Origin of the sequence: Streptomyces nymphaeiformis (assembly GCF_014203895.1) — a bacterium.
In the GTDB taxonomy this organism is placed as follows: domain Bacteria; phylum Actinomycetota; class Actinomycetes; order Streptomycetales; family Streptomycetaceae; genus Streptomyces; species Streptomyces nymphaeiformis.
Genome location: NZ_JACHJY010000006.1, coordinates 561972 through 575570 on the forward strand (window position 1 = coordinate 561972; position 13599 = coordinate 575570).

Sequence of the window (13599 nt, forward strand, 5' to 3'; positions counted from 1 at the left end):
CCCTCCTCACGAAGGATCGACCACGTGCACACCCGTACCTCCCCGCGCCGGCTCGCCGCCGCCGTGACCGCCGTCCTCGCCGTCACGGCGGGCGCGGCCCTCACCGTCACCACCCCGGCCGCGGCGGCCCCCGCGGCCGTCCAGGCCCCGGCCCAGGCCGCCGACACCGTCGGCGTCATCGCCGACGACGCCCATGTCGTCAGCGCGGGCAGCACCGGCTACCTCACCCGCCGGACCAGCTCCAACTACGTGAACACGTACTACTGGACGAGCTTCGCGGACGGCACGACCAAGGCCCTGGACCCGGCCTACGTGTACGACGGCGGGCGCTCGGACTTCGTCGTGGCGCACAAGCCGACCGAGACCCGCTACCGCCTGCTCGACATGGCCCACCCGGACGCCGCGCCGATCGGTCTGACGTACGGCGACGGGAACTACACCCTCGCGGGCGTGGCCGGCGAGACCCTGGTCATGACGTACTACGACCGCAACCGCGTGAACGCGCTCGACGCGTTCCTCATGACCCGCCCGGACGGCTGGTCGACCTCGCCGGTCACCCGCGACCTGGCGCTGCCGGTCGCCGCGCACAACCTGCGGGTCGCGGCCACCACCCCCGACACGGCGCTGATCCAGTACCAGACGGGCCTCAACGAAGAGACCGAGTACTTCCTCGCCACGGTCGAGCTCGCCACCGGCACGATCACCCAGACCGTCTCCGTCGGCACCAAGCCGCCCCGGAACGGCATCTACCTGACGGCCACCCAGGTCGCCTGGGTCTCCAAGCCGACCGACACCACGGCCGAGCTCGTGACGGTGCCGCGCGGCGAGGAAGGACAGCGGACGACGGTCCCGCTGGGCGACACCTACCTCGGCACCCAGCTCGACGCCGCGATCGTGGGCGGCTGGGCGGTGACGGCCGAGAAGGGCGGCGGCACCGCCACGTACGCCTCCTCCCAGTTCCCGCTGGTCGCCCGCTCCCTGGGCAACCCGTCCACCACGGTGAAGCTCCTCGACCACGTCGACTCCATGACCTCGGCCCCCGACGGCTCGCAGCTCGTGCGCGGCGGCTCGGTGACGGGCGGCGGCGAGGGCGTCTACCGGATCGCGACCGGCGCGGGCGGCACGCCGCAGGCCACCCTCGTCTCGACGGCCGGCAAGAAGACGGAGCTCGCCTTCGCCTCGACGCCGAGCGTCCCGGCCACGGTCGACCTCGACGCGAGCGGCGGCAACGCCGCCTTCTCCTGGGCCCTGAACCGGTCCAACGCCCAGGGCACGGTGACCCTGCGGCACACCGCCACCGGCAAGCTGGCCCAGACGACCTGGTCCGGCTACGACGGCGCGGTCCGCGACACCGGCGTCGTCACCTTCAACTGGAGCGGCCTGCTCGCCCCGTCGATCGGCGGCATGGGCGGCTTCGCACCGAGCGGCGACTACACCTGGGAGTTCAAGGCCAAGCCGCTCAACGGCATAGGCCCCGACCTGGTGAAGACGGGCACGTTCAAGGTGCTGCGCAAGGCCGGCCTGCACGACTACACGAACAACGGCAGCGCGGACCTCCTGGCCCGCGACGCCTCCGGCCGCCTCTTCCGCGACGACACCGTCAAGGTGACGTCCTCGCAGGAGGTCTACTCGAACGAGCGCGTGCAGATCGGCACCGGCTGGCAGATCTACAACCAGCTGGAGGCCGTCGGCGACATCGCGGGCGCCCCCGCCGCCGACCTCGTCGCCCGCGACACCGCAGGCGTCCTCTGGCAGTACCTCGGCAAGGGCGACGGCACCTTCGCGGCGCGTACGAAGATCGGCTCCGGCTGGAACGCGTACAACAAGATCACCGGCGGCAGCGACCTGAACGGCGACGGCCGCTCCGACCTCCTCGCCACCGACACCTCCGGCGTCCTCTGGCTCTACAAGGGCACCGGCAACTGGGCGGCCCCGTACGCGGCCCGCGTCCGGGTCGGCGGCGGCTGGGGCGCCTACAACCAGATCACCGCCGTCGGCGACATCGCGGGCAGCGCCGCCGGCGACCTCGTCGCCCGCGACACCGCAGGCGTCCTCTGGCTGTACCAGGGCACGGGTGCGGGCACCTTCGCCGCCCGCACCAGGATCGGCTCCGGCTGGGGCCCGTACACGTCCCTCGTCGGCGCCGGCGACTTCGACCGCGACGGCCGCAACGACCTGTACGCGACGGGCCCCTCCGGCTCCCGCCTGTACGCGGGCACGGGCAACACGACGACCCCGTTCAAGCCGGCGGCCTTCACGGGGGTCCACTCGGACGCGGCCCGGTTCAACGCGATCTTCTGATCATCCAGGTCTTCTGATCACTTTCTGATCGCGTACAACCATTCGGTCTCCTCGGGAGTCCTGCGGGCGTGGCGAGACATCGCCACGCCCGCACCTCTGGGGGAGGACCACCGCTTTGTCCCGAGCACGCACAACCCGGCCCCACCTCGCGACGGCCGTCGCGATCGCCCTCGCCGTCACGGCGGCCCCGCTGGCCGTCCCGGCCGTGGCGATGACCGGCGCCGTGACGGCCGGGCAGTCCACGCAGCAGGACGTCGTCCCCTTCCCACTCGACGCGACGATCCTCAGCTCGGGGCCAACAGGCTTTCTGACCGTCAGGAAGAACGTCTCTCCCGCCGTCTACAGCTGGACGCGGTACGCGGACGGTGTCACGACCGTGCTGCCCGCTGGTGCCTACGTGGGGCACCAGCGGACGGACCTCGTCACGAAGCGGGAGGACGGCGTCTACAAGACCTACGACATGGCAACGAGCGCCGCTCCCACCGAGATCGACCCCAGCGGTCTGTCCGACGGCACCCACACCGTGCGGGGGGTCGCCGGTTCCACCCTGATCGCGACCGTCACCGACGCGACCGGCGGCACCGGGATCCACCTCCTGAGCAAGCCGCAGGACACCCTCCTCGACCGCGAGGTGACCGGGCTGCCCTCCGACGCCGTCATCACACGCGTCGACACGGACTCGCCGGACACCGCCGTGGTGCTCTACTCCGGGACCGTGGACGGGACCCGGCAGACACGGGCCGCCATCGTGGACATCGCATCGGCCGCCGTCGTCGAGGAGCACGACACCGGGACGGTGGACGGGCACGCCGACACGGCGCTGTCGTCCACGTACCTCGCCTGGGTCGAGCAGCCCACCCCCACGTCCACGACCGTGGCGGTCACCCGGCGGGACACCGGGGAGACCCGGCGCTTCCCGCTGACTTATGCGTTCAAGCTCACCATCGCCCTCACGGGTGACTGGGTGACGTACGCACTGCCGGGAGGCCGCGACTTCCCCTCCGCGTCCGCTCTCCAGCAGCTGACAGCCCGGTCCCTCACGACCGGTGAATCGGTCAAGCTCCTGGAGTACGCGGTGAGCGCCGCGTCCGGACCGGACGAGACGCAGCTGGTACGCGGCGGCACGCTCGCGCAGGGCGAGGGCCTCTACCGGATCGCCGCAGGACCGGACGGTGGCACCCCGGTCGCCACCCTCGTGGCGAGCACCGGCGAGTCCACTGCGCTCGTCGTGGCGGACCAGAGCGTCCCCGATGTGATCGACTTCGACGGCAACGGCGGAACCGCACGCCTGGCCTGGACGTTCGACCGGAAGACGAGCTGGGTGAAGGTCGTGCTGACCCACACCGCCTCCAAGAAGAAGTGGACGTACTACAGCGACCTCGCGACGGGGCCGACCGTCACCGTCGACTGGGACGGCACCTTCGCCGACGGCGTCGCGGCCTACAACGGCGCGTACACGTGGCAGATGAGCGCGGGACCGTTCAACGACATCGGCCCGGCCGCCCAGGCCTCCGGCTCCTTCACCGTCACCCGCAAGGCCGTCCCCCACGACTTCACCGACAACGGAACCCCGGACCTGCTCGCCCGCGACGACAGCGACGGCCGGCTGATCGCCCACGACAGCACCAAGGTGGCGCTCGGCACCGGCTGGAACGCCTACGACCGCCTCGTCGCCCCCGGAGACCTCGCCGGCGAGCCGTACAGCGACGTCGTGGCCCGCGACAAGAGCGGCGTGCTCTGGCTCCACCAGGGCACCGGCCGCACCCTCGCGCCCCGCGTCAGAGTCGGCGGCGGCTGGCAGACGTACAGCCTGATCACGGGCGGCAGCGACCTCGACGGCGACGCCAGGCCCGACCTCGTCGCCACCGACAAAGCCGGGGACCTGTGGCTCTACAAGGGCACGGGCAATGCCACGGCCCCCTTCGCCCCGCGCACGAAGATCGGCCACGGCTGGGGCGTCTACAACAAGCTCACCGCCACCGGGAACATCGCCGGCGGCCCGGCCGGAGACCTCGTCGCCCGTGACACCTCCGGCGTCCTCTGGCTCTACCTCGGCAAGGGCGACGGCACCTTCGCCGCCCGCACGAAGATCGGCGGCGGCTGGAACACGTACAAGGACATCGCCGGCATCGGCGACGTCGACCGCGACGGCCGGCCCGACCTCCTGGGGTACGACACGGCCCGCCACCTGTACCGCTACAAGGGGACGGGTGACTGGCGCACCCCCTTCGCGGCCCGTGTCGCGACCGACGTCGATCTCACAGCCGTGCCCTTCACCGTGTTCTGACGGAGCGACACGACGACAGCGGGACCGGCCGGCGACCTGACATAGTCCGGCCGGACGGAAACCGGCGTACAACCCTTCGGCTCCTTCGTGAGTCATGCGGGCGTGGCGTGGCGTGTCGCGCCGCGCCCGCATTTCGTGAAGGGGATCACCGCTTTGTACGGAGTACGCACGTCCCGCCACCGACTCGCCCTGGCCGTCACCGCCGCCCTCGCCGTCACGACGGGCACCCTGACGGCCGTCCCTGCCGTCGCGGCCCCGTCGAGCGCCACGACGACCGCCGCCGTGACCGGTGAGCAGCAGGACATCGCGCCGTTCCCGGTCAAGGCCTGGGTCATGAGCGTCGGCCCGACGGGCTTCCTGAGCGCCCAGACCGGCACCCAGCTGACCTGGCGGTGGACGCGTTTCGCGGACGGTGTCGAGACCGTGCTCGACAGGCCGTACGGGTATGCCGACCAGACGGACGTCCTGACGCGCGGCGAGAACGGCGTCTTCAAGCTGTACGACATGGGCACGGGCGGCGATCCCCTGGAGATCGACATCAACCCCCTCGGCGCCGGCTACACCTTCGCCGGGTTCGCGGGCACCCGCATCGTCATGAAGAAGCCGAACACGACCGGCGGCACCGACATCCACGTCATCGGCAAGCCGCAGGGCGTCCCGGTCGACGACACGGTGACCGGCCTGCCCGCGGACGCGGTCGTCACGAGCGTCGCCGTGGACTCGCCCGAGAACGCCGTGGTCCTCTACTCGAGCACCGTGGACGGGGTGAAGCGGAGCCGCGCGGCCGTCGTGGACATCGCGAGCCACGCGGTCGTCGAGGAGTACGACACGCCCGAGGGCGCTCTGGGCGGCGTCGCCCTGTCGGCCACCCACATCGCCTGGGTCGAGAAGCCCACCGACTCCACGGTGAAGGTGGCCGTGACCCGGCGGGGCACCACCGAGACCGTTCGCCACGACCTGGGCACGACGGCCAGCGTCGCCATCCAACTGGTCGGCGGCTGGCTGACGTACAAGCAGGTCGTGAACTCCTTCACCGATTGGAGCCCCCTGACGGCGCTGTACGCCCGCTCCCTGACGACCGGCGAGACGGTCAAGCTCCTGGAGCACACGGTGAACGCCGTACCCGGCCCCGACGGAACCCAGATGGCGCGCGGCGGCACGTTCGAGCACGGCGAGGGTCTCTATCGGATCGCCCCCGGCGCCGACGGCGCCCGCCCTGTCGTCACCCTCGTGGCGAGCACCGGCGAGCCCACCACCCTGGAGATGCTGCGCCACGACGTCCCCGCGACGATCGACTTCGACACCGTCACCACCCCGGTCCCCCTGCGCTGGACGCTCAGCAGGAAGTCGACGAAGGTACGCGTCGAACTGGTGCACACCGCGACCCAGAAGACCTGGCGGGTCTCCCCCGGCCACTTCGCAGGGGGTGTCGTCGGCTTCAACTGGGACGGCATATACGCCAAGTACTGGAACAAGGCGAACGACCTCAACGAGGACGCCGTGCCCGCGCCCAACGGCGACTACACCTGGCGTCTCACCGCAGAGCCCCTCGACGGCATCGGTCCGGCCCTGGAGCAGACCGGAGCGTTCAAGGTCGTCCGCAAGGCCGTCCCGCACGACTTCAACGACAACGGCACCCCGGACCTCCTCGTCCGGGGCAGCGACGGAACCCTGTCCCTCTACAACCCGTCCGAGCCTCTCGGGGCATGGGTCACCGGAGACCCCGAGCCCCTCGGCACCGGCTGGAACGCCTACGACCTGCTCGTCTCCCCCGGGAACGTCGCCGGCTCCCCGCAGGCCGACGTCGTCACCCGCGACAACAGCGGCGCCCTCTGGCTCCACCAGGGCACCGGCCGCGCCCTCGCGCCCCGCGTGAAGATCGGCGGCGGCTGGCAGATCTACAACCGGCTCACGGGCGGCAGCGACCTCAACGACGACAGCCGCCCCGACCTCCTCGCCACGGACAAGGCCGGCGACCTCTGGCTCTACAAGGGCACGGGGAACACGTCCGCGCCCTTCGCCCCGCGCACCAAGATCGGCCACGGCTGGGGCGTCTACAACCAGATCACCGCCACCGACAACATCGCCGGCGGTCCGGCCGGAGACCTCGTCGCCCGCGACACCGCGGGCGTCCTCTGGCTCTACCTCGGCAAGGGCGACGGCACCTTCGCGCCCCGCACCCGGATCGGCGGCGGCTGGAACGCGTACGAAGGACTCGCCGGCTTCGGCGACGTCGACCGTGACGGCCGCGCCGATCTGCTGGCGAACGACAACGGCAACGCCTACTACTACAAGGGCACGGGCGACTGGCGCAGGCCCTTCGAAGCCCGCGAGAACGTCTACGGCTGGAGCGGGATCGACTGGGACGCGACCGTGTTCTGACCGGTCAGTGGAGCAGCAGAGACAGCGGACCAGCGCAGAAAGCAGACCCTTGAACCTCACGCACCACACCCGCCACCGGCTCGCCGTGGCGGTCGCCCTCGCCGTCACCGCCGGCGTCCTCGCCTCGCCCGCCGTGGCGGCGACCGCCCCGCCCACGGCGACGGCGTCCGTCGCGGCGGCCGCCCCCGTGCTCACCCTGCCGCAGGACTCCAAGCTGGTCGGCAACGGCCCGTCCGGGTTCCTCACCCGCCGCAGCGACGGCAGCTCCTCCTGGACCCGGTACGCGGACGGCGTCACGACCGCGCTGCCCAAGGGCTCCAAGGGCACCGTCCGGTCGGACACCGTCGTGGCCTCCGCCGGAACCGCCCACACCGTGTACGACATGTCCGGGGCCTCCTCCCCCGTGACCATCGACATCGGCTTCCTCGGCCCCGGCGCCACCCTCATGGACCTCGTCGGCAGCACCCTCGTCGTGAGCGTCCCGAGGGCCGACGGCAGCGAGGGCCGGGACATCCACCTGGTCGGCAAGCCGGACGGCACGATCGTCGACCGGACGATATCCGGGCTGCCCGCGGACGTCGGCGCACACGACCTCTTCAGCCAGGTGGACTCGCCCGACATCCTCTCCCTCCTGTACGAAGAGAGAGTGGGCAACACGGCCGACTGGCGTACGGCCGTCGTGGACGTCGCCACCGCCACGGTGGTGGAGGAGCGCCTCGCGGCACGGGCCGACTACAGCACCGACGTCACCCTGTCCGCCACACACCTGGCCTGGGTCGAAAGCCCCGCAGTCAGCGGGGCAGTGGCCCTGGAGGTGGCCCGGAGGAACGAGCCCGACACCACGCGCATCCCCATCGGCAACGGGGACGGGGTCCAAGCCGAGCTGATGGGCGACTGGCTGGCGTACGGGGAGACCCACACGACCTCCGTCCCCAACCCCCTCTACGGGTTGTCACTCCGCTCGCTGACGACCGGACAGACCGTCAAGGTCCTCGACAGCCTGAACACCATCCGCAGCCAGTCGGACACCGAACTCCTCGTCCAGGGCGGCACGGTCGACCAGGGCGAGGGCATCTACCGGATCGCACCCGGCCCCGACGGCACGCCGACCGCCACCCTCGTGGCGAGCATGGGACTGCCCATCGTCCTCCAGGTCGTGGAGCAGTCGGTCCCCACCACCGCCGACTTCCGTACGGCAGGCAGCGACGTGAAGCTGACGTGGCGGTTCTCCCAGCCCGCGTCGGCCCGCATCGAGCTGATCCACACCGCCTCCGGGAAGCGGAGGACGTACACCGAGGGCGTGGACCCCCTCGGGCGGGTCACCGTGACGTGGAACGGCCTGTTCGACGACTTCTCCACCGCCTACAACGGCGACTACACCTGGCGGATGACAGCGACGCCCCGCAACGGCATCGGACCGGCCGTCGAGCGGACCGGCACGCTCAAGGTCGACAGCGGGCAGGCCCCGCACAACTTCTCGGACAGCGGCTCACCCGACCTGCTCGTCCGCGGAAACGACAACCTGTACATGTTCGACAGCCGCAAGGCGCTCGAATTCGCCCACACGGGCGCGCCGACCGCGACGAACGCCGGAGCCGGCTGGGCCGCCTACGACCGGGTCCTCACCCCCGGAAACGTCAGCGGCCCCCGGTACTCCGACCTCGTCACCCGGGACAAGACCGGCACGCTCTGGCTCCACCCGGGCACCGGCAACGCCGCCTCCCCCTTCGCCCGGCCCGTCCGCGTGGGCGGCGGCTGGAACACGTACACCGACATCACCGCCAACGGCGACCTCGACGGCGACGGCCGCCCCGACCTGGTCGCCACCGACAAGGCCGGCGACCTCTGGTTCTACAAGGGCACCGGGAACGCCTCCGCGCCCTTCGCACCCCGCAGGAAGACCGGTCACGGCTGGGGCGTCTACAACAAGCTCGTCGCCACCGGGAACATCGGCGGCAACCCCACCGGCGACCTCATCGCCCGCGACACATCCGGCGTCCTCTGGCTCTACCTCGGCAAGGGCGACGGCACCTTCGCCGCCCGCACCCGGATCGGCGGCGGCTGGAACGCGTACAACGAGATCGTCGCCGTCGGCGACACCGACCGCGACGGCCGCCCCGACCTCCTGGCCAACGGGCGCACGGGCCAGGTCGACGGCACCCTCGCCCTCTACAAGGGCACCGGCGACTGGAAGGCCCCCTTCGCCCCGCGCGCCGGAGCCACCACGATCCTGCCCGCCCCCGGCTGGTACACCACGCTGTTCTGACCGGTCACCGGCCCGTCAGCGGCACGGTCGCCCAGACCGTCTTGCCGACCGGCCGGTCCTTCACGCCCCACGCCGTGGCGAGGGCGGCGACGAGCAGAAGCCCGTAGCCGCCCTCGTCCGGTTCCGGGGCCGGTACCGGACGGCGCTCCCCGCGCGCGTCGGACAGCTCGACCCGTACGTGGTCGTCGCCCCGCTCCATCCGCACCTCGAAGTTCCGGCCCGGCACCCGGCCGTGCTGGACGGCGTTGTTGGCGAGCTCGGCGACGACCAGCTCGATGGCATCGGCTCCGGTGACGCCCCAGTCGTGGAGCTGCTGCACGGCGAGTAACCGCGCCAGGCGTGCGCCCCGGCGCGTTGCCGAGAGCCGGAGCGTGAACTCACCGGTTGGGGTGGCGGTTTCGTATTTCATGCCCCCGAGCCTGACCCCCCGGCCGTACGCTGACCAGCAGCGACGCCACGACGCTGGGTAACTGTACGGGTACGCCAAGAGGGCGGTACGGATGTCGGGGAACGATGAGGAGCGGCCGGAACGGCCCTCCGAGGTGGACGGTACGGCGCACCTTTTCCGGGCGCTGGGCAAACAGATCAAGGCCCTGCGGAGGAACGCGGGCCTGAGCCAGGCGGAGCTGGCGGACATCACTCATGTCAGCGAGGACCTGATCTCGGCGATCGAGCGGGGCGTACGGACCCCCCAACCGGACTTCCTGCTGCGTGTCGACCCGGCCGTGAACGCCGGTGGGGTGCTGGCGGTAGCCGTGGAGGACGTACGGGAGGCCTTGGCGAAGGCACGGGTACGGCACCCGGATTGGTTCCGGGACTTCGCCGACGCGGAGGCTGAGGCGGTGGCCCTGCATTACTACGCCGTGCAGGCCGTTCCCGGCCTCTTGCAGACGGAGGCGTACGCGCGGGCCGTCATGCGCTACCGGCGGCCGGTGTGGGACGAGCAGACGATCGAGAAGTGGGTGGCCGACCGCCTGGCCCGTCAGTCGATCTTCGACAAGTGGCCTCCGACGACGATCAGTTTCGTACTGGAGGAGGCCATCCTGCGCCGCCCCACCGGCGGACGGAACGTCCACCGCGAGCAACTGCGTCGCATCCTGGACATCGCCAGTCGGCGCACGGTCCACCTCCAGGTGATGCCGCTCAAGTGGGAGGAACACCCCTCGCTTGACGGCGCGTTCACGCTCCTCACGCCGCCTGGCCGACGCGAGGTCGCGTACATCGAGATCTACGGGCACGCCCGGCTGATCACGGCCCCGGAAGAGGTACGCGTGTACTCCGAGCGCTATGGGATCATCCGGGCGCAGGCACTCACGCCCCGCGAGTCCCTGGAGTTGATCGAGAAGATGCTGGGAGAGCTATGAGCACCACCGATCTGGCCTGGTTCAAGAGCAGCTACAGCAGCGGCGAGGGCGGCGAGTGCATCGAAGTCGCCTACGACTGGCGCAAGTCCAGCTACAGCAGCGGCGAGGGCGGCAACTGCGTCGAGGTCGCCGCCCACCCCGCGCTCGTCCACATCCGCGACTCCAAGAACCCCCACGGCCCCCAGCTCGCCGTCTCCCCCGCCTCCTGGGCCGCCTTCCTGGACGTAGCATCCCGGGCGTGACCTGTATCAAGTACGTTCTCTTCGACGTCGACGGCACCCTCATGGACGCCGTCGAGAACCAGCGGCGCGTCTGGCACGCGTGGGCCGCGCAGTACGGGCTCGACGGCGCCGAGGTGTACGCCACGGCACTGCGGACGCGGCCCGTGGAGACCTTCGCGGCCGTCGTGCCGGACGCGGACCCGGACGAGTGCCTCGCCCTCCTGCACGCGCTGGAGGACGAGGACGTCCGTACGGGCTCGTACGCGGCCTTCGAGGGGGCGGCCGAGCTGCTGGCCGGCCTTCCGGCGGACCGGTGGGCGCTCGTGACGTCGAACTACGAGCACCGGGTGCGGGGCCGGTTCGAGCGGACCGGGCTGCCGATGCCCGAGCTCGTGATCGACGCCGCCTCCGTCGCCGAGGGGAAGCCGTCCCCCGTCCCGTACCTCACGGCCGCCGAGAAGCTGGGCGCGGACCCGGCGGAGTGCCTGGTGATCGAGGACGCGCCGTCGGGGGTCCGGTCGGGGCTCGACGCCGGGATGACGGTCTGGACCGTCAACACCCCGGCGCCGCACCCGGACGCCCACCGCCACTTCCCGACCCTCGCGGAGGCGGCGCCGCACATCGCGGCGGCGCTGGGCTAGGTCAGAGGATCGTGTCGTAGATGTCCCAGCCGTAGCCGATCTGCTTGCGGGTCGAGGTGGGGATGAGGTTGGAGTTGCGGTAGACGCTGTCGTACGCCCAGAGCTTGCCGGACGTGTCCCGGGCGATGAGGTTGGCGTTCGGGCTGGTCAGTCTTCCGGTCCATGCGAGGGAGTTGTAGGCGTTCCAGCCGCCGCCCACGCGGACGCGCGGGTAGAAGCCCGGGAAGCGCGTGTCGTACGCCCAGAGGACGCCGTCCTTGTCGCGGGCCACCGGGTCGTAGCCCTGCGCCTGCCCCGCTATGGCGGTGTAGATGTTCCAGCCGCCGCCCATGTCGGTGCGGCCTTCGAGGACGTACCTCGGGTCGTCGGCGCCGGTGAACGAGTAGCGCCAGAGCTTGCCGGCCTTGTCCCGGGCCAGCAGGCCGGTGCCGTAGCCGGTGAACGCGGTGTACTGGTTCCAGCCGCCGCCCACCCGCACGCGCGGCTTGAACGGGGCGGCCGTGTTGCCCGAGCCCTCGTAGTACCAGAGGACGCCGTCCTTGTCCCGGGCCATGAGGTCGCCCTGGCCCGCCGCCGTACGGAACGTGACGGGCACGATCGCGGTGTAGGCGTTCCAGCCGCCGCCGATGCGCGTGCGGGCCTTGAGGGGCTTGTCGAAACGCCCTGAGGACTCGTACTGCCAGAGCACGCCGGACTTGTCGCGGGCGAGGACCGTCGTCCGCAGGTTCGCCTCAGGGGTGCCCTCGACGAACTGGAAGGCGACGGGGCCGCGGTCGGTGACGGCCCCGGCCTCGTCGGTCACTTCGAGGGTGGCCGTGACCTTCCCGAGGTACTCGGCATAGCTGTGGGCGTCGACGCGGATGTCGTACGTCAGGATCGTGTCGTACCCGGCCCGGGTGTCGACCTCCGGGAGCGCGGCCACGTTGTACGGGCTGTCCCAGCTGCAGGGCTGGAAGGCACCGCCGTTGACGGCACAGGTGGAGGTGACGGTGAAGTACGAAGGGTCCTCGTTGCCGGCCTCGTACGGTCGCGTCGGCAGGAGCAGCCGCGCCTTCATCCTGCCGCCCGTGTAGTGCGAGAGCCGGACCGTGACCCGCGTGGTCACCGGCCCCTCCTCGCCCGAAGGCACCACCAACGGGCCGCCCTCCTGGGAGACCGTGCCCGTCGAGGCGGTCGAGGCCGTCGCCCCGGCGACCGGGGTCGACGCGGCGACCGCTGTCCCTCCCAGTGCCGCAGGCGCTACGGCGACGGCCAGAGCCGTCGCGATCGACAGAATCACACGCTTACGCATCCGCACACGCGCCATGAATCCCCCCAGGAATTCTTTCGTTCCACTTCGGTGGTTCACGTCTTTGACGGTCGTCGGTGACGAATGGTTGTGCGGGAGAGTCCACGGGACGGGCGATGGAATACGCCTGTGCGGTGGCTGGTTGGACCGGGACATGCGACGTGATCCGGAACCGTCCGGCGGTATACATCCCCTGCTGGCGGGACGGTTCAGCCCCTACCAGTTCGACGCGTCGGCCGCCGTCGACGACGAGTCGCTGCGGTTGCTCCTCGAAGCCGCGCGGTGGGCTCCGTCCGCCGGGAACTCCCAGCCGTGGGGCTTCTTCGCGAGCCGGCCGGGCGAGCCGGACCACGAACGGGTGGTCCGGCACCTCGCGCCCAGCTCGGCGCGGTGGGCCACGAACGCGGGGCTGCTGGTGGTGACGCTGACGCGGCGGTACGTGGAGGACACGGAGCTGCAGTACTCGGAGTTCGCGGACTACGACCTCGGCCAGGCGATCGCGCACATGACCCTCCAGGCGGAGGCGCTGGGCCTGGCGTCGCACCAGTTCCGGGCCTTCGACATGGAGGGCCTGACGAAGGAGCTGGATCCGAACCCGGGTTGGTCCATCGTCTCGATGGTCGCGCTGGGGAGGGCGGCCGGCGAGGCACCGGAGGGCCGGGAGCGACGAAGCGTCGCCGACCTGCTGTCCGCTCCCTGGGCGCTCTGACGGGAGCCGTCGCCTTGGCTCTCGGGGCGGGGGGGCTTCGTGGGCTTCTGGTGGGACCGCCCTCTTTCCGAGAGTCGCTCCTTCCGGCGGCGCGTCAAGGGCGCCTACGGCGTCGCTGCGCGATGGCCTTCGGCCACCCT

The 13599-nt window shown here is 71.3% G+C and carries 10 protein-coding genes; 8 read left to right on the top strand and 2 right to left on the bottom strand.

The features are described 5' to 3' along the window. Positions 1–24: 24 nt before the first annotated feature. The 4 genes from GGE06_RS43785 to GGE06_RS23295 all read left to right on the top strand — a co-directional run bounded on the left by GGE06_RS43785 (position 25) and on the right by GGE06_RS23295 (position 9236). Positions 25–2301, top strand: coding sequence for an FG-GAP repeat domain-containing protein (locus GGE06_RS43785; RefSeq protein ID WP_184931589.1), 2277 nt, complete (start codon positions 25–27; stop codon positions 2299–2301). Between the two features lie 115 nt (positions 2302–2416). Next, complete coding sequence (locus GGE06_RS23285; RefSeq protein WP_184931590.1) at positions 2417–4588, top strand: FG-GAP repeat domain-containing protein; 2172 nt, start codon at positions 2417–2419, stop codon at positions 4586–4588. A 153-nt stretch (positions 4589–4741) separates the two neighbouring features. Beyond that, complete coding sequence (locus GGE06_RS23290) at positions 4742–6970, top strand: FG-GAP repeat domain-containing protein (protein WP_184931591.1); 2229 nt, start codon at positions 4742–4744, stop codon at positions 6968–6970. Positions 6971–7019: 49 nt separating this feature from the next. Continuing rightward, complete coding sequence (locus tag GGE06_RS23295) at positions 7020–9236, top strand: FG-GAP-like repeat-containing protein (protein ID WP_184931592.1); 2217 nt, start codon at positions 7020–7022, stop codon at positions 9234–9236. Between the two features lie 4 nt (positions 9237–9240). Here the strand turns inward: GGE06_RS23295 and GGE06_RS23300 are convergent, their stop codons facing one another. Next, complete coding sequence (locus GGE06_RS23300) at positions 9241–9645, bottom strand: ATP-binding protein (protein ID WP_184931593.1); 405 nt, start codon at positions 9643–9645, stop codon at positions 9241–9243. 91 nt (positions 9646–9736) lie between these two features. Between GGE06_RS23300 and GGE06_RS23305 the strand changes: the two genes are divergently transcribed. The 3 genes from GGE06_RS23305 to GGE06_RS23315 are packed head-to-tail and all read left to right on the top strand — an operon-like array spanning position 9737 to position 11462. Then, entirely contained in the window at positions 9737–10600 is an 864-nt protein-coding gene (locus GGE06_RS23305; protein WP_184931594.1) for a helix-turn-helix domain-containing protein, read from the top strand. Then, the gene (locus tag GGE06_RS23310) at positions 10597–10842 is read left to right on the top strand and encodes a DUF397 domain-containing protein (protein ID WP_184931595.1); all 246 of its coding nucleotides are present in this window, start codon (positions 10597–10599) and stop codon (positions 10840–10842) included. The genes GGE06_RS23305 and GGE06_RS23310 overlap by 4 nt, the downstream gene beginning before the upstream one ends. Before the next feature lie 5 nt (positions 10843–10847). After that, the gene (locus GGE06_RS23315) at positions 10848–11462 is read left to right on the top strand and encodes an HAD family hydrolase (RefSeq protein WP_376773580.1); all 615 of its coding nucleotides are present in this window, start codon (positions 10848–10850) and stop codon (positions 11460–11462) included. A gap of 1 nt (position 11463) precedes the next feature. Here GGE06_RS23315 and GGE06_RS23320 read toward each other — a convergent pair whose 3' ends face one another. After that, positions 11464–12567, bottom strand: a complete 1104-nt coding sequence (locus GGE06_RS23320; RefSeq protein WP_184931597.1) for a hypothetical protein — start codon at positions 12565–12567, stop codon at positions 11464–11466. 337 nt (positions 12568–12904) lie between these two features. Here GGE06_RS23320 and GGE06_RS23325 point away from each other — a divergent pair, with 337 nt between their 5' ends. Further along, positions 12905–13459, top strand: coding sequence for a nitroreductase family protein (locus tag GGE06_RS23325; protein ID WP_184931598.1), 555 nt, complete (start codon positions 12905–12907; stop codon positions 13457–13459). The last annotated feature ends 140 nt before the right edge of the window (positions 13460–13599 follow it).